General features: G+C 62.2%; 24 protein-coding genes. 11 read left to right on the top strand and 13 right to left on the bottom strand.

Features of this window, described 5'->3' with window-relative positions; genetic code table 11:
• Positions 1–54: 54 nt before the first annotated feature.
• The 4 genes from argC to ABWW33_RS04605 form a co-directional block, all read right to left on the bottom strand.
• Entirely contained in the window at positions 55–1,092 is a 1,038-nt protein-coding gene (gene argC / locus ABWW33_RS04620) for an N-acetyl-gamma-glutamyl-phosphate reductase (RefSeq protein ID WP_353399452.1), read from the bottom strand.
• 173 nt (positions 1,093–1,265) lie between these two features.
• A complete protein-coding gene (gene rpsI, locus ABWW33_RS04615; RefSeq protein ID WP_008445137.1) occupies positions 1,266–1,658 on the bottom strand; it encodes a 30S ribosomal protein S9 in 393 nt (130 codons plus the stop codon).
• Positions 1,659–1,667: 9 nt separating this feature from the next.
• On the bottom strand, positions 1,668–2,096 hold the full coding sequence (gene rplM, locus ABWW33_RS04610; protein WP_056157909.1) for a 50S ribosomal protein L13: 429 nt from the start codon (positions 2,094–2,096) through the stop codon (positions 1,668–1,670).
• Between the two features lie 129 nt (positions 2,097–2,225).
• Positions 2,226–4,415 (bottom strand): NHL repeat-containing protein, encoded by a 2,190-nt coding sequence (locus ABWW33_RS04605; protein ID WP_353399447.1) that lies wholly within the window; start codon positions 4,413–4,415, stop codon positions 2,226–2,228.
• Between the two features lie 132 nt (positions 4,416–4,547).
• Here ABWW33_RS04605 and ABWW33_RS04600 point away from each other — a divergent pair, with 132 nt between their 5' ends.
• Positions 4,548–4,973: an OsmC family protein gene (locus tag ABWW33_RS04600; RefSeq protein ID WP_353399444.1), complete on the top strand. Its 426-nt coding sequence runs from the start codon at positions 4,548–4,550 to the stop codon at positions 4,971–4,973.
• Here the strand turns inward: ABWW33_RS04600 and coq7 are convergent.
• A complete protein-coding gene (gene coq7, locus ABWW33_RS04595) occupies positions 4,970–5,611 on the bottom strand; it encodes a 2-polyprenyl-3-methyl-6-methoxy-1,4-benzoquinone monooxygenase (RefSeq protein ID WP_176654800.1) in 642 nt (213 codons plus the stop codon). The genes ABWW33_RS04600 and coq7 overlap by 4 nt on opposite strands.
• 46 nt (positions 5,612–5,657) lie before the next feature.
• A complete protein-coding gene (locus ABWW33_RS04590; protein ID WP_176654801.1) occupies positions 5,658–6,092 on the bottom strand; it encodes a hypothetical protein in 435 nt (144 codons plus the stop codon).
• Positions 6,093–6,203: 111 nt separating this feature from the next.
• Between ABWW33_RS04590 and ABWW33_RS04585 the strand changes: the two genes are divergently transcribed.
• The 4 genes from ABWW33_RS04585 to ABWW33_RS04570 all read left to right on the top strand — a co-directional run bounded on the left by ABWW33_RS04585 (position 6,204) and on the right by ABWW33_RS04570 (position 12,862).
• Positions 6,204–6,983 (top strand): ABC transporter ATP-binding protein, encoded by a 780-nt coding sequence (locus tag ABWW33_RS04585; protein ID WP_353399439.1) that lies wholly within the window; start codon positions 6,204–6,206, stop codon positions 6,981–6,983.
• 3 nt (positions 6,984–6,986) lie between these two features.
• Positions 6,987–8,183 carry an ABC transporter permease gene (locus ABWW33_RS04580; RefSeq protein WP_176654803.1) on the top strand — a complete coding sequence of 399 codons (1,197 nt, stop codon included), beginning with the start codon at positions 6,987–6,989 and terminating at the stop codon, positions 8,181–8,183.
• A 193-nt stretch (positions 8,184–8,376) separates the two neighbouring features.
• Positions 8,377–9,270, top strand: a complete 894-nt coding sequence (locus ABWW33_RS04575; RefSeq protein WP_176654804.1) for an ABC transporter ATP-binding protein — start codon at positions 8,377–8,379, stop codon at positions 9,268–9,270.
• A 10-nt stretch (positions 9,271–9,280) separates the two neighbouring features.
• The gene (locus ABWW33_RS04570) at positions 9,281–12,862 is read left to right on the top strand and encodes an ABC transporter permease/M1 family aminopeptidase (RefSeq protein WP_353399436.1); all 3,582 of its coding nucleotides are present in this window, start codon (positions 9,281–9,283) and stop codon (positions 12,860–12,862) included.
• A 33-nt stretch (positions 12,863–12,895) separates the two neighbouring features.
• Here the strand turns inward: ABWW33_RS04570 and ABWW33_RS04565 are convergent, their stop codons facing one another.
• The 4 genes from ABWW33_RS04565 to ABWW33_RS04550 form a co-directional block, all read right to left on the bottom strand.
• Entirely contained in the window at positions 12,896–14,509 is a 1,614-nt protein-coding gene (locus tag ABWW33_RS04565; protein ID WP_353399433.1) for a methyl-accepting chemotaxis protein, read from the bottom strand.
• Between the two features lie 133 nt (positions 14,510–14,642).
• The gene (locus ABWW33_RS04560) at positions 14,643–15,122 is read right to left on the bottom strand and encodes a hypothetical protein (protein WP_353399430.1); all 480 of its coding nucleotides are present in this window, start codon (positions 15,120–15,122) and stop codon (positions 14,643–14,645) included.
• A 92-nt stretch (positions 15,123–15,214) separates the two neighbouring features.
• Positions 15,215–15,697, bottom strand: coding sequence for a hypothetical protein (locus tag ABWW33_RS04555; protein ID WP_353399427.1), 483 nt, complete (start codon positions 15,695–15,697; stop codon positions 15,215–15,217).
• Positions 15,698–15,801: 104 nt separating this feature from the next.
• Complete coding sequence (locus ABWW33_RS04550; protein WP_353399424.1) at positions 15,802–16,695, bottom strand: LysR family transcriptional regulator; 894 nt, start codon at positions 16,693–16,695, stop codon at positions 15,802–15,804.
• A gap of 74 nt (positions 16,696–16,769) precedes the next feature.
• On the opposite strand from ABWW33_RS04550, the gene ABWW33_RS04545 reads away from it, so the two are divergent.
• The 5 genes from ABWW33_RS04545 to ABWW33_RS04525 are packed head-to-tail and all read left to right on the top strand — an operon-like array spanning position 16,770 to position 19,970.
• Complete coding sequence (locus ABWW33_RS04545; protein ID WP_353399421.1) at positions 16,770–17,795, top strand: NADP-dependent oxidoreductase; 1,026 nt, start codon at positions 16,770–16,772, stop codon at positions 17,793–17,795.
• The gene (locus tag ABWW33_RS04540; protein WP_353399418.1) at positions 17,792–18,466 is read left to right on the top strand and encodes a hypothetical protein; all 675 of its coding nucleotides are present in this window, start codon (positions 17,792–17,794) and stop codon (positions 18,464–18,466) included. Before ABWW33_RS04545 ends, ABWW33_RS04540 begins: the two co-directional genes overlap by 4 nt.
• A gap of 1 nt (position 18,467) precedes the next feature.
• Positions 18,468–19,076, top strand: coding sequence for a hypothetical protein (locus ABWW33_RS04535; protein WP_353399415.1), 609 nt, complete (start codon positions 18,468–18,470; stop codon positions 19,074–19,076).
• Positions 19,055–19,627 carry a hypothetical protein gene (locus ABWW33_RS04530; protein ID WP_353400713.1) on the top strand — a complete coding sequence of 191 codons (573 nt, stop codon included), beginning with the start codon at positions 19,055–19,057 and terminating at the stop codon, positions 19,625–19,627. The genes ABWW33_RS04535 and ABWW33_RS04530 overlap by 22 nt, the downstream gene beginning before the upstream one ends.
• Before the next feature lie 13 nt (positions 19,628–19,640).
• The gene (locus ABWW33_RS04525; RefSeq protein WP_353399413.1) at positions 19,641–19,970 is read left to right on the top strand and encodes a DHCW motif cupin fold protein; all 330 of its coding nucleotides are present in this window, start codon (positions 19,641–19,643) and stop codon (positions 19,968–19,970) included.
• On the opposite strand, the gene ABWW33_RS04520 is transcribed toward ABWW33_RS04525, so the two are convergent.
• On the bottom strand, positions 19,957–20,199 hold the full coding sequence (locus ABWW33_RS04520; RefSeq protein WP_176654815.1) for an addiction module protein: 243 nt from the start codon (positions 20,197–20,199) through the stop codon (positions 19,957–19,959). The two genes, ABWW33_RS04525 and ABWW33_RS04520, sit on opposite strands and share 14 nt — an antisense overlap.
• 335 nt (positions 20,200–20,534) lie before the next feature.
• Between ABWW33_RS04520 and ABWW33_RS04515 the strand changes: the two genes are divergently transcribed.
• Positions 20,535–20,825 (top strand): type II toxin-antitoxin system RelE/ParE family toxin, encoded by a 291-nt coding sequence (locus ABWW33_RS04515; protein ID WP_176654816.1) that lies wholly within the window; start codon positions 20,535–20,537, stop codon positions 20,823–20,825.
• Between the two features lie 60 nt (positions 20,826–20,885).
• Here ABWW33_RS04515 and ABWW33_RS04510 read toward each other — a convergent pair whose 3' ends face one another.
• A complete protein-coding gene (locus ABWW33_RS04510) occupies positions 20,886–23,558 on the bottom strand; it encodes a DNA topoisomerase III (protein ID WP_176654817.1) in 2,673 nt (890 codons plus the stop codon).
• 247 nt (positions 23,559–23,805) lie between these two features.
• Positions 23,806–24,270, bottom strand: coding sequence for a Smg family protein (locus ABWW33_RS04505; RefSeq protein WP_176654818.1), 465 nt, complete (start codon positions 24,268–24,270; stop codon positions 23,806–23,808).
• Positions 24,271–24,275 lie beyond the last annotated feature (5 nt).

The raw sequence follows: 24,275 nt of genomic DNA, 5'->3' as shown, positions 1-24,275 counted from the left end.
ACAAAGTTGGGCGGAAATCCTTAATCTACTATCCCCTTCCGGCCACACTTTGATTTACGGCAGCAGCGCGATCTGCATCAGGCCGGTTGTCTCTTCCAGGCCAAACATCAAATTCATGCACTGCACGGCCTGGCCGGACGCGCCCTTGACCAGGTTGTCCTGCACCACCAGCACGATCACGGTGTTGCCGTTGTCCGGACGATGCAGCGCCAGGCGCAGCACGTTGGAACCGCGGGTGGAACGGGTTTCCGGATGCGAACCGAACGGCATCACATCGACGAACGGCGAATCTTTGTATTGCTCTTCGAACAAGGTTTGCAGTTCTTCATTGCTCACGTCCCTGGTCAGGCGGCCGTACAGGGTCGAATGCATGCCGCGTATCATCGGCACCAGGTGCGGCGTGAAGACCAGGCCGACCTTGTCGGACGTGAACTTCTGCAGCTGGGCCGAGGTTTCCGGCGTGTGGCGGTGGCCGGCCACGCCGTAAGCCTTGAAGTTGTCGCTGGATTCGGAGAACAGTGTGCCGATCTCGGCCTTGCGGCCGGCGCCGGACACGCCGGATTTGCAGTCGGCGATCAGTCCGCCGGCATCGATCAGGCCGGCCTTCAGCAGCGGATAGTAGCCCAGCTGCATGGTGGTCGGGTAGCAACCCGGATTGGCGACCAGGCGCGCACCCTTGATGGCGTCGCGGTTCAGTTCGACCAGGCCGTAGGCGGCCTCTTCCAGCAGATCCGGGCAGGTGTGCTCGATCTTGTACCATTTTTCAAAGACGGCCTTGTCCTTGATGCGGAAATCCGCCGCCAGGTCGATCACCTTGACGCCGGCCTTCAGCAGCTCGGGCGCCTGCGCCATGGCCACGCCGTGCGGGGTGGCGAAGAACACCACGTCGCACTTGCTCAGGTCGGCCTTGTCCGGCGACGAAAAGGCGATGTCCACGCGGCCGCGCAGCGAAGGGAACATATCGGCAACCGGCAAGCCATCTTCCTTGCGCGACGTAATTGCCGTCAGCTGCACATCAGGGTGGACTGCCAACAGTCGCAGCAATTCCACTCCGGTGTATCCGGTGCCGCCGACGATGCCAACTTTGATCATGTTCTTTCCTTGAATGAGGTAATGCGTGGAGAAATGGCTGCCATTTTATCAGTCATAGGCTACAGGCGTATTACGTCTGAAAAACCCTTGACCAAATAGCAAAAAAGCCGCCCGGCGCAAGGCCGGCGGCTTTTTTGAGGATGCGCCGCAAGCAGCGCACCACAGCGTAAAAATTAACGCTTCGAGAATTGCTTTGCGCGACGTGCTTTGCGCAGACCAACTTTTTTACGTTCAACTTCACGTGCATCGCGGGTAACGAAGCCGGCGCGTGCCAGATCGCCCTTCAGCGCTGCATCGTAGTCGATCAGGGCGCGGGTGATGCCGTGACGCACAGCACCTGCCTGGCCGGACTCGCCGCCGCCGTGAACGTTGACTTTGATGTCGAAACGCTCAACGTTGCCGGTCAGTTCCAGTGGTTGACGAATAACCATCAGGCCGGTTTCGCGGGAGAAGTACTCAGCCGCTGGCTTGCCGTTAACGATGATTTGGCCAGTGCCAACTTTGATAAACACACGAGCTACTGCACTCTTGCGACGGCCGGTGCCGTAATTGTAGTTACCGATCATGTCAGTTCCTTAGATTTCGAGTGCTTTAGGTTGCTGAGCAGCGTGCGGGTGCGAACCTTCAGCGTACACTTTCAGCTTCTTGATCATTGCGTAGCCCAGTGGGCCCTTCGGCAGCATGCCCTTGACGGCTTTTTCCAGAGCACGGCCTGGGAAACGCTGTTGCATTTTCAGGAAGTTGGTCTCATAGATGCCACCTGGGTAGCCCGAGTGACGGTAGTAGGTCTTCTCGGTTGCTTTGGTGCCGGTCACGCGCAGTTTGCCTGCGTTGATGATGACGATGAAATCGCCGGTATCGACGTGAGGAGTAAATTCTGGCTTGTGTTTGCCGCGCAGTCGGAGTGCCACTTCGCTGGCAACACGTCCGAGGACTTTGTCCGTCGCGTCAATCACGAACCAATCGCGCTGGACTTCATGGCCCTTAGCGGAAAAAGTTTTCATGTTGACTTCCTAAATAATAAAACACGCTCAAATGGTGGTTCCGCCATTGCTTCAGCGGACTCGGCCTTCTTATTTACTTTCCTGAGCGAACGGAAAGCCGACAAGTATAAGCGGGAACCACCACCCGAGTCAAGCCGCAATTGGCTCGGAAGCCGCCTCCGCCGCGCCATAGCGGAAAACATTGACCACATTGAAAGTCGTGTCCGGCACGTACAGCCGCCCCTTGTCGGCGTAGATGAAGTACGGCATCCACACGCCGCCGGCGTCCGGATATTTCTTGAACACGGAGATGCCGGTCTCGTAAGTCAGCGTTTTTTCGCCGATGCGGAACACTTTCAGCGCCCGGTTGACCAGGTCGTTGACGATGAGGCGGTCGCCGTCGATGCAGACGCTGGCCGGCAGCATGAACTTTTCGTAGTCGACATCGACATCATCGCAATAGCCGAGAGTGCCGTAGCTCCACAGGCTGTTGCCTTCCCGGTCGAACACGCGCACGCAGTTGTTGAACTGGTCGCAGACGAACAGCCGGTCCTGGTCGTCGATGGCGATGTCGCACGGCGTGAAGTCGTTGTCTGACTCCCAGCGGAAGTTCTTGCGGAAGGCGACATAGCCGGTCGGCTGGATCTGCCACATCGAGATGCGATTGTTCAGCGAATCGGCGATATAGATCTCGCCCCGGCTGTTGACGGCGATGCCCTGCGGCGCCTTCAGCGTGCCCTCGCCGCCTATGCCCTCGCGGCCGAACGGCACGCCGTAGTTGATCAGGTAGCCGGCCGGGTTGAACTGGTACATGGCCACCGTGCACATATTGAAGTTGGTGACGAAGACGATCGGTGTGCCGGGGCAGATATGCCCCAGCGGCGGCGTGTGCGGGTAATACACATCCATCGCCAGGTCGCCCGGCACGAAGAAGCCGCGCATCATGTCCTGCAGCTGGTGGTAGGGATCGCTCTCCGTATTAAATGTCTTCATGCACCAGTTGCCGGAATCGATGTTCAGCGAGGTGCCGACCATGCGCGCCAGCGGATCGATGCCGGTGGCGGTCAGGAACTGGTCGTACCAATACTTGTAAACACTGGTGGTGGCGCTGGCCCACTGGTCGAACCAGCTGCCGGCAACCGCTTCGCGCGGCACGGTGCGGCGCTCGCGCTTGAAGCCGATCACCGACGTCATGCAGTTGAACTGCGACGTCTCGCGCAGGCGGTTCTGGTCGTCGCGCCGGTGGCCGACCGATTCGATCAGCAGCGCATCCTCCTCGCCCTTGATGCGCGGGATGCGCACCTTGATGACGCTGGACGCGAACGGCTCGCTGATGAAATACACGTCCGGCTCGCCGTCCGCCGCGCAGATCTGGTACGGCCCGACGAACACCACGTCCTCCAGCGCGCCGTAGACGAAGTCGGAGACCGAATGCACCGGTTCTATCGAGTGGTTCCACAACGGCAGCAGGCCGCTGACCACGGTGACCTGCTCGCCTTCCAGGTTGTAGATGGCGATGGCGTTCTCGATATGGCCCGGCACGAACACGCGGTCGCCGATCACGCACACCGAGCGCATCACGTTGAACTTGCCGATACCGGTGGGCTTGCCGTGCTGGTGCAGCATCACCGTGTCGTGCGGCGCCTGCACCACCTCGTCGACGATGGGCCAGTCGGTGCTGATCTTCAGGATTTCGTAATGGCCGGTGTTGGCGATGTACAGGTTGCCGTTGCTGTCGCTGGCGATCCCTTGCGGCCACAACAGCTCGTGCGTGACGCCCGGACCGCCGACGTGGCGGAACTGGCTGACGTACTCGCCCTTCAGCGTGAACTTGAGCACGCGGCTGGCCAGGTCGTCGGCCGTGTGGAAGAACTCGTCGCAGACATAGATGTAGTCGAAGCCGTCGCGCTCGCGCACCACGGTGACGCCGTTGGGGTCGGACAGCGGCAGGTAATCCTTGTCGCCCTCGCCGAAGGCGAAATCGAACCAAACCTCGTGCTCGTCGTAAGCGAAGGCGACCACGCGGCCATGCCCCATGTCGGTGCAAAACATGATTTGATAGGTGGGATGCGGACACACATGGAAGGGCATCAGCAGGCGCGGCGCGTCCGGCGTTGCCTCGCCTGGGCCTTCGATCACGTGCAGCAAGGTCGACAGGTCGGCGGAAAACACCAGCAGGCGGCTGTTGCCGGTATCGCACACCCAGAGCCGGCCGTAACTATCGGCATGCACGCCGACCGGGGAGTTCAGCGTGAAATCGTCGGCCAGCGGACCGGTGGGCGTAGTGCCCGGCACAGTCAGTTCACCGTAAGAGCAAAGGTATTTGAGGTCCTGAGTCATCGAAACGCTCCTTGATGTATGTCAAGAAATTATCAGGTCTATGCGGCGGCGCAGCAAGAGAAAAATCCTCATGCAAGCCACTCCTGCCGGAGTCCTTTACAATATGCGCAACGATATCCAATGGAGAGTACGATGGAATGCAAAGTCAGCTGGAATGGCCCGTCGGGCATGAGTTTCTTGGCCCAGACCGGTTCCGGCCACATGGTCAACATGGATGGCGCGCCGGAAGGTGGCGGCCACAACCTGGCGCCGCGCCCGATGGAAATGGTCCTGCTCGGCGCCGGCGGCTGCACGGCCTATGACGTGGTGCTGATTTTGAAGAAGGGCCGCGCCGACATCCGCGGCTGCGAGTGCACCTTGAAAGCCGACCGCGCCGACACCGATCCGAAGGTGTTCACCAAGATCAACTTCCACTTCACCGTGACCGGCAAGGACTTGAAGCCGGAGGCCGTCGAGCGCGCGATCACGCTGTCGCACGACAAGTACTGCTCGGCATCCATCATGCTGGCCAAGACCGCCGAGATCACCCACTCGTTTGAAATTATTGATGTAGCTTAAATGTAGTAGGCGGTGCTGGTCATCACCTTGCCCATCACCGCCATCACCGCCTGCACCGGGGCCGGCGTCTGCGCGGCGCCCAGTTGCTGCGCCGCGGCGCCGTGCGCGATCTCATCTATCCGCATCTGATCGACAATCGCGCGCGACTTGGCGTCCTGCGGCGGCAGCTTGTCCAGGTGGCTTTCCAAATGCGCCTCGACCTGGCGTTCCGTCTCCACCACAAAGCCGAGGCTGCGCGCATCGCCCAGCACGGCCGCTGCCGTGCCCAGCGCGTACGCGCCCGCATAGAACAGCGGATTCAGCACGCTGGTATGCGAATTCAGCTCGGCCAGGCGCTGCGCGGTCCACGCCAGGTGGTCCTCCTCTTCGCGGCTCGAATGCTCGAACTGCTGGCGGATCGCATCGGTGCGGGCAAAGCGCGCCTGCGCGTTGTACAAGGCTTGCGCGCACACTTCGCCCACGTGGTTGACCCGCATCAGGCCGGCGCTATGGCGTTGTTCGGCCTCGCTCAGCTCGCCATCGGCCGCGTGCAGCGCCGGCGTCGGCCTCGACGCCGAGGCAACGCCTGCAACCACGCGCAGCGCCTTGTCGACGCCGGTGATGAAACGGTCAAGCGGAGTGTGATGATGTGCGGCCATGAGCAAACCTGGATAGTTCAAAACACTCATTATAAAGGCGGCCGCCCTAGTTTGCGTCGGCCTCTTCGCGCAGCTGCCGCTGCCGCTCGATGTAGTCGGCCACCGGGCCGCGCACGTCGATTTTGGAAATATCCTTGGCCACGCTCAGGTTCAAGCCCAGCAGGAAGGGGATGTTCTCGACCGGCACTTCGGTGCAATGCTCGGCAAACGCCTTCAGGAAGCGCTTGGACTCGACCACCTTCACCACCTTCTCGCCGCTCATGTATTGCAGGATGCTGGTGATGCTGTGGCCCTTGCCGATGGTGTGATAAATGAATTGGTTGAACTTCCGGTCCAGCTTGGGAAAGTCCAGCGTTTCCTTGGTCATCAGGCCGGACAGGTAATATAAGCCCAGCGCCACGCGGAAGAAGCCGGTGGACTCGCTGCGGTCCACGCCGCAATGGGTGACCGCCAGAATTTTTTCCTGCAATTGAGGGTTCATTTTTTGCTGTTCTCCCGAATACGACTATAGCAAGACATTGAATCAGCTGGTTGCTTGCGTATGAGAATTTTTACATGCTACTCTTGAAATCTTTTTAATGAGGGCAGCGGAATGATCGAGGTAAGTGGCCTGGCCAAACGCTTTCGCCTGCCGTCCCGTGGCGGCAAGCCCGCGCAGGCGCGCGATCCGCGCGACCACGACGGCTGGTTCCATGCGGTGCGCGACGTCAGCTTCCGCTGCGCGCCGGGAGAGGTGCTGGGCCTGCTCGGCCCCAACGGCGCCGGCAAGACCACGACCCTGCGCCTGCTGTCCACGGCGCTGAAACCCGATGCCGGCAGCATACACGCCAACGGCGTCGACCTGCTGCACGATCCGCTGGTGGCGCGCCAGCACATCGGCTTCCTGTCCGGCAGCACCGGCCTGTACGGCCGCCTGACCGCGCGCGAAAACGTCGAATACTTCGGCCGCCTGCACGGCATGGGCCCGCAGCACCTGAAGCGCCGCTGCGACGAACTGTTCGACCTGCTGCAGATGCACGAGTTCGGCAACAAGCGCGCCGACCAGCTGTCGACCGGCATGAAACAGAAGTGCTCGATCGCCCGCACCGTGGTGCATGAACCACAGATCGTCATCCTCGACGAGCCGACCACCGGCCTGGACGTGATGGCGGCCAAGATCCTGCTCGACTTTATCGCCAGCTACAAGGCGCTGCGCGTGCCGCTGATCTTCTCCACCCACCACCTGCATGAAGTGGAAAAGCTGTGCGACCGCGTCTGCATCATCAACCACGGCAAGACCGCCTTCCACGGCACGGTCGACGAGCTGCGCCACCTCGGCGGCAGCGCCGACCTGTACGACGCGTTTGTCGACGTCATCAACCGGGAAGCCTGAGCCATGTGGACCATCTACCTGAAGGAACTGCTGGAACTGGCGCGCGACCGCAAGACCTTCTTCTTCACCGTGTTCATCCCGGTGTTCGCGATGCCGCTGATCTTCACCGGCTTCGGCTTCCTGTCGTCGAGCATGTTCAAGCACGCCAGCCAGGCCGAGATGACGTACTCGATCTTCGGCAAGGAAAACGCGCCGCGGCTGGTCGAGCGCTTCGCCAGGGAAAAAGGCTTCCGCGAAGTGCCGCTGGCCGGCCCGGACGACATCAAGGCCGCGATCGGCGACGACCGCATCAAGTTCGCGCTGGTCATTCCTGCCGGCTTCGAGCAGACCTTGTCCAACCACCAGCAGGGCGTCATCGCGCTGCACTACAACAGCGCCGTCACCGTCGACCTGACGCGCAAGCGCGTGATGTCGGTGATCGGCGGCCAGAACCGCATGCTGCGCGAGCAGGCGCTGTCCGCGCTCAATCTCAACAAGGAGCAGCTGCGCTTCGCGCTCGACCCGATCACGCTGGAAGACCATTCCACCGCGGACAAGCGCGAGCAGATGGGCGCGATGATAGGCGGCATGCTGCCCTACATCCTGCTGATGGTGTGCCTGATGTCGGCCATGTATCCGGCGATCGATACCGGCGCCGGCGAGAAGGAGCGCGGCACGCTGGAAACCCTGCTGCTGGCGCCGGTCTCGCGCAGCGCCATCGTGCTGGCCAAGTTTCTGATGCTGTTCACCATCGGCCTGACCTCGGCGCTGCTGATGATAGGCAGCATGGGCGTGCTGCTGTTCTTCTTCGGCCCGATGATAGGCGGCGACCTGGTGCAGATGGTGCGCGCCATCGGCGTGCTCGACCTGGCCATGGTGGCGCTGATGCTGGTGCCGACCGCCGCCATCTTCGCCGCCATCCTGCTGTCGATCTCGGTCTACGCCAAAAGCTACAAGGAAGCGGCCGGGCTGATCTCGCCGCTGATCATCGTCACCATCCTGCCGACCTTGGTGGCGCTGCTGCCCGGCGTGGAGCTGGACTGGAAATGGGCTATGGTGCCGCTGACCAATGTCTCGCTGGCGATGAAGGAACTTGTCAAAGGCACCATGGACTACAGCATGTTCTGGGTGATCCTCCTGTCCACCACGGTGACCGCCGGCGCGCTGCTGGCCCTGTGCCGCTGGTGGTTCAACCGCGAGCAGGTTTTATTTAGGAATTGAACAAGTTGTCTATTCAACTACTAAAAAGCGGCCGCCGCCCATTCCCCCGATTTCGCACTCTGGCGCGCGGTTTTTGCCGCCCATCGCAATGGCGCCCCATCTGCAAGGCAATTTCAATACAATGCCATCATATGAAAAGTGACTGGCCGTGGGGAAATACCGGCCGGGCACTGGCGATCCTTCAGGAGTAAGTATGGAATTACGCATCAGCAACTTGTCTAAAACCTACGGCAATGGCGTCGTGGCGCTGGACAATATCTCGCTCACCATCCCCGCCGGGATGTTCGGACTGCTGGGCCCCAACGGCGCCGGCAAGTCCACGCTGATGCGCACGCTGGCCACCCTGCAGGAATGCGATTCCGGCTCGGTGTTCCTGGACGATATCGACGTGCTCGACGAAAAAGACGAAGTGCGCCGCCTGCTGGGCTACCTGCCGCAGGACTTCGGCGTCTATCCGAAAGTGACCGCCTACGAACTGCTGGACCATTTCGCCGTCCTCAAGGGCCTGTCCAACCGCAACCGCCGGCGCGAAGTGGTCGACGGCCTGCTGCAGCAAACCAATCTGTTCGACGTGCGCAACCAGCGCCTGGGCGGCTTTTCCGGCGGCATGCGCCAGCGCTTCGGCATCGCCCAGGCGCTGCTGGGCGATCCCAAGCTGATCATCGTCGACGAGCCGACCGCCGGCCTCGACCCGCAGGAACGGGTGCGCTTCCACAACCTGCTGTCCGACATCGGCGAAGACAAGACCGTGATCCTGTCGACCCACATCGTCAGCGACGTGGCCGACCTGTGCGCCAACATGGCCATCATCAACAAGGGCCACCTGCTGCTGTGCGGCCCGACCCAGGAACTGATCCACGAGGTCAGCGACAAGATCTGGGCCCGCTTCATCGACAAGCGCGACCTGCCGTCGTTCCAGTTGCGCCATCCGGTCATCTCGTCGCGCCTGCTGTCGGGCCGCACGCTGATCCATGTCTACAGCGAGAACGATCCGGGCGACGGCTTCGAAGAAGCCATCGGCGACCTTGAGGATGTCTACTTCGCCACCATCGCCGGCCGCCACAGCGCCGCGGCCACCTGCGACTGAGGCGGCGACCATGTTTGCCATCGCTCTCTTTGAAGCGCGACAGCGCCTCAAGCTGTTGTCCACCTGGGTGTATTTCGCCGGCTTCCTGGCGTTGTCGCTGCTGTGGATGATGGCCGCCGGCGGCTTCTTCAAGGGCGCCTCGGTCACCTTCGGCAGCCAGCTGATCGACTCGCCGCGCTCGCTGATGTTCACCACCAGCTTCCTCGGCTCGCTGGGCGTGGTGGTTATCGCCGCCATGATGGGCCGCTCGGTGCAGCAGGATTTCGAGTACGACATGCAGCACTTCTTCTTCAGCGCGCCGATCAAGAAACACCAGTACATGTTCGGCCGCTTCCTCGGCGCCTACCTGACGCTGGCCGTCATCTTCACCAGCATCCTGCTGGGCGCCTGGCTGGGCAGCTACATCCCCGGCATCGATCCCGAGCGGCTGGGACAGCCCGGCGCGGCCGGCTACCTGATTCCCTACCTGATCGTCATCCTGCCCAACATCTTCATCTTCGGCGCCGTGTTCTTCATCCTGGCCGCGCTGACACGGCGCATGCTGCCGGTCTACATCTCCAGCGTGGTCATGCTGATCGGCTACATCGTCGCCCCCGGCCTGGCGCGCGACCTCGACTACAAGACGCTGGCCGCGCTGATCGACCCGTTCGGCACCACCGCCGTGATCCGCGTGACCGAGTACTGGCCCATCATCGAGCGCAACACCCGCATGTTCTATCCGGAAGGCGTGTACCTGCTGAACCGCGTGCTGTGGTGCTCGTTCGCGCTGGCCGGCCTGCTGGTCGGCTACTGGCGCTTCCACTTCATCGCCACCATCGACAGCGGCCACGGCAGCACCAGCCGCGGAGAAGGCGAAACGCCGCTGCACCTGTCGGCGGCCTCGACCAACACGCAGGAAAAGCCGGACTTCAAGTCGCGCAGCCTGGCCGCGCTGCTGTTGCAGATGAGCTGGCTGAACCTGCGCGAAACCACCAAGAACATCTATTTCGTCGTCATCGTGCTGGCCGGCGTGCTGATGATGTTCGCGAGTTCGCTGGACATGGGCTCGATGTTCGGCACCACCACCTACCCGGTCACCTACCTGGTGCTGGAATCGGTGAGCGAAACCTTCGCGCTGTTCATGCTGGTCATCACCACCTTCTACGCCGGCGAGCTGGTGTGGCGCGAGCGCGAGGCGCGCATGGGGCAGATGCTGGACGCGCTGCCGGTGCCGAGCTGGCTGCCGATGCTGTCCAAGCTGTTCGCGCTGATCGGCCTGCAGGTGTTGCTGATGGCGATCGTCATGCTGAGCGGCATGGCGATCCAGATCGTCAAGGGCTATTTCATCCTCGAGCCCGGTCTGTACCTGTACCACCTGTTCCTGCTGCAGCTGCCGCAATACGCGCTGGTGGCGGTGCTGGCGATCGCCATGCAGGTGCTGATCAACCAGAAATACCTCGCCTACTTCGCGATGATCGTCTACTACCTGGCCACGATCACGCTGGGCACGATGGGCGTCGACGATCCTATGCTCATCTACGGCAACAGCCCCAGCTTCATCTATTCCGCGATGAACGGCTATGGCCACTTTCTGGCGCGCGAGCGCTGGTTCGAGGCCTACTGGGGCGGCGCGGCGCTGCTGCTGGTGGTGGTGTCGCTGCTGTTCTGGTCGCGCGGCACCGACGATGGCTGGCGCCAGCGCCTGCAACTGGCGCGCCATGCGCTGACGCTGCCGGTGCTGGCCACGATCGCGGCCGGGCTGCTGATCTTTGCCGGCGCAGGCGGAGTGCTTTACTACAACATGCACATCGTCAACTGCTACAAATCGCCCTATCAAAAAGATGCCGAGCGCGCCGACTACGAACGCAAGTACAAGAAGTTCGCCGTCGTGCCGCAACCGCGCATCACCGATGTCAAGCTGGACGTGGCGATCGTGCCGGACAAACGCAGCCTGGTCGTCAAGGGACGCTACCTGCTCGAGAACAAGACCGCGCAGCCGGTCAGCGACGTGATGATCCACCAGGACAGCACCACCACGCACTACAAGGTGCGCTTCAGCCAGGACGTGCGGCCGGGCATCAACGATGAACAGCTGGGCTTCTACAGCTACAAGCTGGCCAAGCCGCTGGCGCCGGGCGAGAAGCTGACGCTGGACTTCGACATCGCCTACACGCCGAACGGCATCCTCGGCATCGGCCAGGACACGCCGGTGGTCGCCAACGGCACCTTCTTCAACAACAGCGTGCTGCCGCACATCGGCTACATGCAGGCGGCGGAACTGAGCGACGCGCGCGACCGCAAGAAACACAAACTGCCGGCGCGCGAGCGCATGCTGCCGCGCGACGATCCGGCCGGCCTGGCCAACAACATCGTCAGCAGCGACGCCGACTGGATCAACTTCGACGCCACCATCAGCACCAGCGCCGACCAGGTGGCGATCGCGCCGGGCACGCTGCTCAAGGAATGGAGCAGGCAGGGGCGGCACTACTATCACTACAAGATGGACCAGCCCATCCTGAACTTCTATGCGTTCCAGTCGGCACGCTACCTGGTCAAGCGCGACTGGTGGCAGGATGTAGGCATCGAGCTGTACTATCATCCGGGCCACGAATACAACCTGGACCGCATGGACAAGGGCATCAAGGAATCGCTGGACTACTACACCAAGAACTTCGGGCCCTACCAGCACAAGCTGGTGCGCATCGTCGAGTTCCCGCGCTACGCCGCGTTTGCGCAATCGTTCCCGAGCACGATCCCGTATTCGGAATCGATAGGATTCATCGCCAAGGTCAACGACAAGAATCCAAAGGACATCGATTATCCGTTCTACGTCACCGCGCACGAAGTGGCGCACCAGTGGTGGGGGCATCAACTGGTCGGCGGCAACACGCGCGGCGGCAGTGTGCTGAGCGAAACCCTGGCCGAATACTCGGCGCTGATGGTGATGAAGAAGAGCTTCGGCGCCGACAAGATGCGCCGCTTCCTGCACTACGACCTGGACCAGTACCTGATGGGCCGCGCCATGGAACGCAAGAAGGAATTGCCGCTGGCGGAGAATGAAAACCAGAACTACATCCAGTACCGCAAGGGCAGCCTGGCGATGTACCAGCTGCAGGACATCGTCGGCGAAGCCAAGGTCAACAGCGCGCTGAAGGACATGCTGGCGCAATACGGCCGCAAGAGCGGGCCGTACCCGAGCGTGACGGTGCTGGTGGACGCGCTGCGCAAGATCGTGCCGCCGGACCAGGCCTACCTGATCGACGACCTGTTCAACCAGATCGTGCTGTATGAAAACCACGCGGTATCTGCCAGCGCGCGCAAGCTGGCGGACGGCCGCTACGAAGTGACGTTCGCGGTGAGCGCCGCCAAGGTGCACGCCACCGACCAGGGCGTGGAAAAGGATACGGCGCTGAAGGACTGGATCGACATCGGCATCGACGACAAGGACGGCAACAGCCTGTACCGCGAACGCAAGCTCATCGAGCGCAAGGACAATCTGTACACGGTGATCGTCAGCGGCCGTCCGGCCAAGGCCGGCATCGACCCCGACAACAAGCTGATTGACCGCAAGCCCGACGACAACCTGATCAACGTCGAGCTGCAAGCCCAATAACCCCCGGGGTCGGCACTGACCCCGGTTTTATTTTTAGACGTTGAGTTGCAGGCGGGCGGTGGCTGGGCGGCGGCCGGTGCCGGCTGCCGTGCGGCGCGCGCTTGGGGCCGCGCTCAGTTTGAACACGGCCACCACCTGCGCCAGCGCGTCGGCCTGGTCGTGCAGCGAGGCTGCAGCGGCGGCGGCTTCTTCCACCAGCGCGGCGTTCTGCTGCGTTACCTGATCCATCTGGCCGATCGCCTGGTTGACCTGCTCGATGCCGGAACTCTGCTCCAGGCTGGCCGTCGTGATCTCGCCCATGATGTCGGTCACGCGCTGGATGCTGTCCACCACTTCGCTCATCGTCATGCCCGCCTGCGTCACCAGCATGCTGCCGGCGTCAACTTTTTCCAGCGAATCGTCGATCAGCGTCTTGATCTCTTTGGCCGCCGTCGCGCTGCGTTGCGCCAGGCTGCGCACTTCGGTCGCCACCACCGCGAAACCGCGGCCCTGCTCGCCGGCGCGGGCCGCTTCCACCGCTGCGTTCAGCGCCAGGATGTTGGTCTGGAAGGCGATGCCGTCGATGACGCCGATGATGTCGACGATCTTGCGCGCCGAGACGTTGATCGCGTCCATGGTTTCGACCACGTCCGCCACCACGCCGCCGCCGCGCTGCGCCACTTCCGTTGCCTTGACCGCCAACTGATTGGCCTGGCGCGCGTTGTCGGCGTTCTGCTTGACGGTCGACGTCAGTTCCTCCATCGACGACGCGGTCTCTTCCAAGCTCGACGCCTGCTCTTCGGTACGGCCCGACAGGTCCAAGTTGCCGGCGGCGATCTGGCTCGATGCGCTGGAAATGCCTTCGGTGCCGCTTCGTACTTCCGCGACGATGCCGATCAAGCCGTCGTTCATCATGCGCAGCGCTTCCAGCAGGCGGCCGGTCTCATCCTTGCTGGTCGCGGCGATATGGCTGGTCAAATCCTTGTTGGCCACGGCGACGGCGATTTCCACCGCCTGGTTCAGCGGCACCGTGATGCCGCGCGTCAAACGCCAGGCGCAGACGACGCCCAGCGCCAGCACCACCAGGCCGAACACGATCATGAACTGGCGGCTGCGCTGGTACAGCGTTTCAATCGCCACCGCGTTGTCGTCGATGCTCTTGCGCTGCAGTTCCAGCAGGCCGCGCAGCGATTCCAGGTAAGCCTTGCCGTCGGGAGTGAAGCGCTGCTCCAGCAGCTCGGCGGCCTCCTCCAGCTTGCCGTCCTTCTTCAGCGCGACGATGCCGTCGCGCGAGGCCAGGTAGCGCTTGCGGTTGGCCTTCATTTCCTCGAACAGCGATTTTTCCTTCTCGCTCTCGAGCAATGGCTCGACTTTCTTTTGCAGGCCGTTGACCTCGGCGGTGGAGGCCGCCGTCTCTTCGGCAAAGAACGGTCCCAGCGACGGGTCGCTGCTCTTGGAGATCGCCGACGTGCGGCGCACGCTGGTGTGGATCAGGCGATACCAGTCGCTGATCATGCGTTCCTTGGCCAGCGGCTGCTGCATCATGTCGCGGGTGGCTTCCGCCACGGTCTGCATGTGGCCGATGCCGATCACGGTCATCAGCGTCATCAACGCCAATACCAAGCCAAAGCCCGCGGCAAGGCGCGTGCCGATTTTCAAATTTTTCATGATAGAGATTGCCGGCTAAGGCAATGTTGGAAATACGACTACAACGATTGAAACTGCGAATCGGGCGAGGGGATATAGTTGCCCTGAAGAATCAGCAGTGTACCACAGCAATTATTTTATTGCTGAAGTATGACTAGGCTGTGACGTCCAGCGAGCTGACCAGCCCGGCGTTGAAGGAGTCGGCGATGACGGTGCCGGCCAGATTGGGATTGGCCTTCAGCAGGTCGGCCCAGTTAGCCGATGCCTGGGCGGAAAGTCCGCTGACGGTGCCGGCGCCGGTATAAACGCCGGACGCCGATGGCGACGATGCCAAAGAGGAAAGAATGCCCTGGTCCAACGCCTGCTGGGCAGTGGCCGAAGTGTCGACGTTGCTGCCCTGCTCAGGCACGCTGATCGGCTCGGTGGTTTGCCCCGCCTGCTGCAGCGCATCCAGCAAGCCCGACGGCGTGTACACCGAGGCACCGGTGCTCCCGCCCAGCGAGGCCACCACCGCCGACTGCGCCGACAGGCTGACCGCCTCGGACGACAAGGCCCCCGCCGCCACACCGGACACGGTAGGAACGTAAGGCTGGTACGCCGGGCTGGCGCTGACGGAGTTGAGGGCGACGGTCATGGTGCTTTCACTATAGTGGTTGGGTCCGCATGGCGCAAGCGCAAAAAAACCGGGCGGTTTGGAGGCGCCCGGCTTTCTTAAAACTTCGGCAATCAGATTTTGGCGGCGTCGTGGTCGCGCTGGACCTTGTCGGCATGGCGCTCCACCTTCTCCTCATGGCGCGCCAGCTGCTCGTGATGCTTGTCGGCACTGCGGAGGGCGATCACTTTTTCGTCGTGCTTGATGACCTGCTTCTGCACCTTGATATCGTGCTGCTCGGCACGGCGCGCCTGATCCAGCTGCTGCGCGCCGGCGATGTCGCCCTTCTTGATCTCGGCGTGCTCGGCGCGGGCCAGCGCGTTGCGTTCGCCGCGCTCCGCCTGCAGTTGCTGCTTGCCGGCGGCGACCTGGCCTTGCTTGGCGGCGATCACCGCGTTGTCACGCTTGATCTGGCGGGTGTCCTGGTGTACTTCCTTGCTGTCCTGGCGAATCTGAGCGTTGTCCTGGCGGACTTGCGCCACTGGATTGGTTTGCGCGAAGGCTGCTGCACTGATCATGGAAAGCATGCCGGCGATCATCAGGGATTTGGTTTTCATGATGGAGTTCCTTTTCTAGTGGTTTGCAGATCGCTGCTCATCAGCGTCTTGAGCAATTAACGCGGCCGCCACGCAAGGCGGTGACCACATTCCAGTAAGAAAAGTTACCAGGTGTATCCGGCCAAGGCGGCAGCCAGCTCGCGCTGCCAGGCGCCGGCCTTGACGTGATTCCACACCAGCGCCACCTGCTCCACGCATTCGAACGCGCAATCGGTGACGTGGATGCGGCGCAGTTCCGGATCGGCCAGCGCGAAGTCCGGCAGATAGGCCAGCGCCTGGTCGGATTTGACCAGCGTCAGCAGCAATTGCAGGTCGTCGGTCCAGTAGCGGATCTTGCGCGGCAGCTGATCGTCGCGCCAGCCGTCGGAGCGGGCGCCGCGCTGCACGCCGCAAAACAGCGATCGCGACGGGCAGGCAAAATCATGCTCCAGCACCTGCGCCGAGGTGGCCTCGTCCACCGCCAGCGGATGCCGCCGCCCCGCCACCAGATGCAGGGTCACGCTGCCCAGCGGCGTGACCTGCCATTCGTCCGACCAATGCTCGCCACGGCCTTCGATCACGTCGCCGGTGACGATGGCGGCGTTGATGTCGCCGCGCGCCAGCGCCGCCAGCGCTTCATCCTCGAACATCGCCTGCATGCGCAGGCTGCCATCCGGATACGCCTGCAAGGCCTGCGACAACATCTGCCCGTGACGCCACAGCAAAATCGCCGGCCCGCCGATGCGGCTGTCGACCGTGGCCTGCTCGCCCATCAAATCGGCCCTGGCCTGGTCGGCCAGCGCCAGCAGCGTCTGCGCGCGCGACAGCAGCAACTGGCCGCTGTCGTTCAGCACCAGCTGCTTGCCGCTGCGGTCGAACAAGGGCTTGCCCAGGCTGTCCTCCAGCCGCTTCAAGGCCTTGGACACGGCCGACGGCGTCAAATGCATCTCCAACGCGGCCGCGCCCAGCGACGGCCGGCGGGCGGCGCTGACAAACACACGCAAGTCAGAAAGGTTCATGATGTCCAAACAGGATACAAAAAGTGAATTTAAGTTGCTTTACGCGATACGAATAGCATCTTACCATCCGCAGCATGACGACCCTCACCCAAAAACAATGGATCTACCGCCGGCAGCCTGTCGGCCAGATCACCGCCGAGCACTACGAGCTCGTTGAACAACCGCTGTCCACCACGCTCGGCGACGGCGAAGTGCTGATTGAAGCGCGCTGGTTCAGCGTCGATCCGTACATGCGCATCGGCCAGTCGACCAAGCCGACCTACGACACTGATCCGCATCCGCTCGACGCCGTGCAACAGGGCGGCGTGGTGGCGCAGGTGCTGGCCTCGAACGCGCCCGGCTTTGCCGCCGGTGACTGGGTGCAGAGCTATACCGGCTGGCAAACCCATGCGCGTGTGCACGCAAGCGGACTGAAACGCATCGATCCCGACCTGGCACCGGTCACCACCGCGCTGGGCGTGCTTGGCATGCCGGGCCGCACCGCCTGGTTCGGCCTGACCGAATCGGGCAAGCCGCATGCGGGCGAAGTAGTGGTGGTCTCCGGCGCGGCCGGCGCGGTCGGATCGCTGGTGGTGCAGTTCGCCAAGCGCCACGGCGCCCGCGTGCTGGGCATCGCCGGCGGCCAAGCCAAGTGCGACTGGCTGCGCGACACACTGGGTGCGGACTGGACTATCGACTACAAGGCCTGGAACGATGCCGACGCGCTGGGCGCGGAAATCAAGCGCCTGACCGGTGGCGTCGACGTGTATTTCGATAACGTCGGCGGCATGGTGACCGATGCCATCATCCCCATCATCAACCGCCGCGCGCGCATCGTCATCTGCGGCCAGATCAGCCAGTACAGCGGCGGGCTGGAGACGCCGGAACTGGGACCGCGCCTGCTGCATCACATGCTGTACCAGCGCGCCACGATCCAGGGCATGCTGGCGCGCGACTACCTGCACCGCATGGACGAGATGGTCCGCATCGTCGCGCCGTGGGTGAAGGCCGGCGAGATCGTGTTCGAGGAAACGGTGATCGACGGCTTCGAGCAATTGCCGTCGGCGCTGAATTCGCTGTTCACCGGCGAGCACCGCGGCAAGCTGCTGGTGAAGGCATGAGGGCCGTCGCCGTAACGCTGGCGCTGGCCCTGGCGGCCGGCAGCGCTGCCGCCGCCGACGCCACCTACGGCGAGCACGGCATGGCGCTGTTTGGCGGCAAGCAAGGGCTGTATGCATCGCACCTGCCGATGTTCCATGCGCCGCACGACTATCAGGTGATCCTGCAGGTGCACGTCGCCGATGCGGCCACCGACGCCGCGCTGCGCAAGCGTCTCGACGGCAAGACCGCGCTGTGGACCATCGCGCCGGAGAAGTTCGAGCTGTCGCGGCTGGCGCCGTCGGCCGCCGCGCCGCTGCGGCAGTTCAAGGCCGACCTGGTGCAGGGACACTTTGAGCAAGGCGGCGCAACGCAGTTCGCCGCCGCCACCGTCGTGGTCGACAAGGTGCTGATGTTCCGCCAGCTGTCGCCGGCGCAGAAGAGCAGCGCGCACGCCAGCTACGTGCAGATCGGCAGCGGCAATCAGCGCTACCTGGTCAAGCGGATCGACAGCCGGCCGGACTTCGACCACATCGTTGCCTACACCGCGGCAAGCGGCGCATCGACGGCGGCCATCACGCTGCGCAAGCAAGCGCTGCAGCAGCCGGACGCTCAAGCATTGGCCGCAGCGCTGCATGTGCCCGCCGGCGCGATTCGTGGTACGGTGTATTTTTCTACCGACGACTTGAAGTGACATGGTTCCAGCAGAATACGAAGGCTTGTGGCGCCGCAAGGGCATCTGGCGCAGCAACGGCAGCAGCGACCTGACCACACAGGTTTGGTGGTTCCAGGCCGCGCGTTACCACATCGACCTGCGCATTCCCGTCGGCCGCGCCGGCATCAGCGGCTTTGCCGGCGAAACGGTGGTGGACGGCGACCGCTGCGAATGGCGCCCCGCCATCGCCTGCCCCGCGATCAGCGCCGACCTCGACGCCGGCTGGATGCGTTTCGACGACGCCGACCACATCCACGAGACCGGCCTCGACCACAGCTACGAAGAGGACTGGTACCGGGAACCCACCGGTGCCATGCATGGCGCGCGCCTCGAAGACCCCGACAGCGATGAGCTGGCCTACCTGCTCATCGGAGAGCGCTGGATGGCATGGGCCCGCGGCAGCCCGAGCGGCGCCTGCGAGATCACCGTCTACCGCCATGACCAGCAATGGCAGGCAGTCGCGTCAACTCTTGATGCGGCGCCGTCCCTGACGACGCCGACCTTGCAACAAGCGCTACAATGGAACTCCGGCGACATGGTGATGCCGGCGCTGGCGCCTGGCCGAGCATGGCGAGTCAGTTCAAAATAATCATGACCCTACGCTGCGCTATCCTGGCTTTCGGCTTTCTCTTCAGCACTGCGGCGGCGAGCGCCGATTCCGCATCGTCCAAACTGATCGACCAGATGCAGGGCGTGTACAAACACCGCTTTGCCAATGCTGTGTACGTGGGAGAGGGCAAACCCGACGAGCCCTATCAATCCGAGGACATCGTCGAAATCGTCCGCTACGACGACGAGCGCATCTATTTCCGCGCCGAGCTGCAGTTCTATAACGGGCACACGTGCAGCATCAGCGGCATCGCCAAATACGACCAGGGGCATTTCGTTTATCGCGACCCGCAAGCGCCACTGCCGGGCGAAGCGCCCTGCACGATGTCGATCAGCACCAACGCCGGCCAGCTCAGCCTCACAGACCGGATCAACGGCAGCGCCAGCTGTCATCCCGGCCACTGCGGCGCGCGCGGCAGTTTGTCCGATTACACGATCCCCACCAGCGCCAAACGCAATATCCGCTACATGGACCGGCTCAAGGCATCGACCGAATACAAGCAGGCCGTTGACGAGTTAAGCACCAAATAGCCGAGAGCCAGTCATGCAGATTTCAGACATCCCCTTCGGCACCACCGACTGGCGCTCCATCGAGCCCACCGAGCATCCGGGCGAAACCGGCACCGCCTACTGGCGCACGCAAAAGTTCGGCGCGATCCGCGTTCGCATGGTCGAGTACACGCCAGGCTACCTGGCAGATCACTGGTGCGTCAAAGGCCACATCCTGTTCTGCCTGGAAGGCGAACTGCACACCGAACTGGAAGACGGCCGCAGCTACACGCTGACGCCCGGCACCAGCTACCAGGTAGCCGACAACGCCGAGCCGCACCGATCCTCAACAACGATCGGCGCCAAGCTGTTTATCGTTGATTGAGCTGGCGAGATCCAGTCATCTCTCTCATCACGTCGTGAACCTCAAATAACTCGCAATCCCCTTGCTCATGAGACGCCACTCGACGTTCGATTTCCGCTATCCAAGCGGCATCCACATCGACCAAAGCATCCTCACGTAAAGACTCGAGCAGTAAAGTAAGCAGGCGCAGCCGTTCATGAGCGGGAAGCGCACAACCTAGCGCGGCAAGTTCTGCAACACGATCGACCATAGTCGCTCCTGAGATGTAAGAGAGTAATGCAGTCCTATTAACGAATAAGTTAATATTTCAATCCTCTTCCGACGCAATGTCTACTACTTTCGGAAAGATCAATGACCGCAGTCGCGCGATATACTAAAGTCATGCAAAGATATCAGATTCAGGAGTTCAAACATGTCACCCGCCAAACAGAGAGTAATCAACCTTTTGGAGTCGTTGCCGGACGACTGCTCCTTGGACGATATTCAGTATCATCTCTACGTTTTATCCAAGATTGAGAGCAGCGAGGAGCGCGTAAAAGCGGAGGGAACCCTGACGCAAAACGAGGTTAAGCAGCGTCTTAGCAAATGGCTAGAAAGATAGCTTGGTCGGAAGCCGCGACTGAGGACCTCGAAGCTATAGCAAATCTGATAGCGCAGGACTCGCCACCGAATGCATCCAAGGTAGTTAAAAAGATTGTGGCCGCTGCAGACGGCCTCGGTCGCTTCCCTCATCTGGGTGTGGTGATTCCCGAAACAAATAACCCGGCGATCCGGCAGCGGATCGTATTTCACTATCGCTTGATCTACAAGGTGGAGTCTGATGCAATTGTCATCCTTGCAGTGATTCACAGCAGGCGCCGTCTACACATTCGCTGACGGTGAAGATCGAAAAAAACGGGACCATCAAGGTCCCGTTTTCACTGGTGCCGCTGAGGATTACTCGGCAGTTGCGGCGGCTTTTTTCGGCGCTGCTTTTTTGGCTGGCGCTTTCTTGGCTGCCGGCTTTTTCACCGCTGCGGCCTTGACCGGCGCGGCTTTCTTGGCCGGGGCTTTTTTGGCCGGAGCCGCTTCCGCCGCATCTTCCGCGCCGTCGTCCGCCACCGCCGCTTTGCCCTTGGCGGGCGCTTTGGCCTTGCGCTCTTCGAACTCGAAGCTGATCTTGCCGTCCTTGCCCTTCACCAGGAAGGCCTTGAACGGACGGCGCGTGCGCTGCGAAACAAAGCCCGGCAGCAGGTCGGTCTTGCCGTCGTTGAGCAGCTTGGCCATCTGCTCGGGCAGGATCTCCTGCTGCAGGATGATGCGGCCGCTGCGGAAGTCGCACGTCTTCGGCTTGGCGACGCTGTTCTCGCACACATACGCCAGGCCCATCTCGTACACGCCGCCGGCACATTTCGGGCAAGGCCCCAGCGCGGTCTGGCCGGTGAAGTCGACCGGTTCCGCATCCTCCGAATCGTCGTTCTGGCCGAAGTCGAACTCCAGCTTGAAGTTCTTGATCTCTTCGTCGCGCACGATGCGCAGGATGGCCGCGAACGGACGTCCCATCTTCGAGCGGAAACCTTGCAGCGGGCCGATGGTGCGGTCCTTCAGCAATTGCTCGACTTCCTCGATCTCGAACTGGCGGCTGCCCGGCGTCTTGCTCATCGAGAAGTCGCACTTGGTGCAGGCGAAGCGGCGATAGTTTTCCTTGACCACGCTGTTGCAGTTCGGGCAAGGCGTGCGCAGCGTGTGGTAGTCGCCGGGGATCGTATCGTTGTCGTATTCCTTGGCGCGCTTGACGATGATCTGCGTCATCTGGGCGATTTCACGCATGAACTCGTCACGCGAGATCTTGCCCTTCTCCATCTGCGACAGCTTGTATTCCCACTCGCCGGTCAGTTCCGGCGCGGTCAGTTCGTTGACGCCCAGGCCGCGCAGCAAGGTCATCAGCTGGAACGCCTTCGCGGTCGGCATCAGCTCGCGGCCTTCGCGCAGCAGGTAGCGCTCGGTCAGCAGACCCTCGATGGTGGCGGCGCGCGTGGCCGGCGTGCCCAGGCCCTTGCCGGCCATCGCATCGCGCAGCTCGTCGTCCTCGACCAGCTTGCCGGCGCCTTCCATGGCCGACAGCAGCGTCGCCTCCGTGTAGCGTGCGGGCGGCTTGGTGACCAGGCCGTTGGCGTTGACCTGGTCGGTCAGCACCTTTTCGCCCTTGGCCACAGGCACCAGGTTGCCGTTGGCGTTGCCTTCCTTGTCGTCGTCGGTCGACGCTTCCTTGCCGTAGATCGCCAGCCAGCCCGGATTGGTCATGACCTTGCCTTCAGTCTTGAACTGATGGCCCATCACTTCGGTGTAGCGGGTGGTGACCTGGAACTCGGCAGGCGGGAAGAACACGGCCATGAAGCGGCGCGTGACCAGGTCGTACAGCTTCTGCTCCGGCTCGGACAAATTCTTCGGCGCGATCGTGGTCGGGATGATCGCGAAGTGATCCGAGATCTTGGTGTTGTCGAAGATGCGCTTGTTCGGCTTGACCCACTTCTTGTCCAGGATCTGCTTGGCGAACTGGTGGTAGTTCGGGTTTTCCTTGACCACGTCCAGCGCCTGCAGCACGGTCGGAATGTAGTCTTCCGGCAGGTGGCGCGAATCGGTACGCGGGTAGGTCAGCACCTTGTGCTTTTCGTACAGCGCCTGGGCCAGGCCCAGCGTGTTCTTGGCCGAGAAGCCGAAGCGCGAGTTGGCTTCGCGCTGCAGGCTGGTCAGGTCGAACAGCGCCGGCGCCATCGACGTGGTCGGCTTGGCTTCCTCGGTGACCACGCCCTGCTTGCCGCGGCAAGCCATGGCGATGGTGTCGGCCGCCGCCTTGCTCCACAGGCGCTCGGCGCGCTTCTCCGGATCGGTCTCGTCCTTCTTGAACTTGGTGTCCAGCCAGCGGCCTTCGTAGATACCGGCCGCGCAGACGAATTCGGCGCGCACTTCCCAGAAGTCGCGGGGGACGAATTTCTTGATCTTCTCTTCGCGCTCGACCACGATCGACAAGGTCGGCGTCTGCACGCGGCCCACGGTGGTCAGGTAGAAGCCGCCCTCTTTCGAGTTGAACGCGGTCATCGCGCGGGTGCCGTTGATGCCGATCAGCCAGTCCGCTTCCGAGCGGCAGCGGGCGGCGTCGGCCAGCGGCATCATGTCTTCGTCGCTGCGCAGATGGGTGAAGCCTTCGCGGATCGCGCCGGGCGTCATCGATTGCAGCCACAGGCGCTTGACCGGCTGCTTGGCCTTGGCGTTCTGCGCGATCAGGCGGAAAATCAGTTCCCCTTCGCGCCCCGCGTCACATGCGTTGATCAGGGTGGTGACGTCTTTGCGTTTGATCAGCTTGTTGAGCACCTTGAGCCGCGACTCGGTCTTGGCGATCGGATTGAGCGCGAAGTACGGCGGGATCATCGGCAGGTGGGCGAAGCTCCACTTGCCGCGCTTGACGTCGTGTTCTTCCGGTACGGCAATTTCCAGCAGGTGACCGACGGCGGAGGACAGCACGTACTCGTCGGATTCAAAGTACTCATCGTGCTTGGTAAAGCCGCCAAGCGTCTTCGCGATGTCGTTCGCGACAGAAGGCTTCTCGGCGATGATGAGGGTTTTGGTCATATTTTGTATCTCGTTTTTTAACACTTTGGATGGGTGCAGCATGCGCATCATACATGGATCGCGTCGCAGTCTGCACTTTTGCGTCGCCGATGGCAAGCCCGGCGCGTGACAGTCTTGTCAAAGCGCCAATGATAAGCGGGTTGCCGGCCAGACTGCAAGCAAACAGCGCCATAGCGGGTAGCGGCGCCGGTGAATGTTGTTTAATTTATTGCCCGGAAGGAAATCCAAGGCAGGCTGCACGTATATATTAGTGCAGCAGGCGTGGCGCCTGGTCCTCGTCGGAGCCGAACAGGTCGTCGAACATCAGCGCGTCCGGCTCCTTGCCTTGGCTCCAGAGCAACATCAGGACGATGACCTTGAGCTTGCCCAGCGAGACCGGCGCCTCTTCCAGCGCCAGCGCCCGTTCGATGACGATTTCGCGTTGCAATGGCGACAACACCTTGGCCGATTCCAGGAACTGGATGAAGCCGATCGCGGCAGAACCGAGCACGTCCTGCTCTTCGTCCACGTAGAAACGGGTGCCGGTGGAGGCCGCCGTCAGCGTTTGCTCGACCCCGGCCATCGCGGTCAGGTCGGTCAGCCAAACCAATGCCTCGGAAATCTCTACATCGTCAAAACCGACAGCCGACAGTTTCTTGGCCAATGCCGCCGGTTCAGGGCAGGCATCGGGACGGTAATACGTCTCGTAGAGGTAAACAAGGATGTCGAACATGGCTC

It is taken from the genome of Duganella hordei, assembly GCF_040369125.1.
In the GTDB taxonomy this organism is placed as follows: Bacteria; Pseudomonadota; Gammaproteobacteria; order Burkholderiales; family Burkholderiaceae_D; genus Rugamonas; species Rugamonas hordei.
Note: the sequence above shows the minus strand (reverse complement) of the source record. Positions and strands in the feature narration are given on the sequence as shown.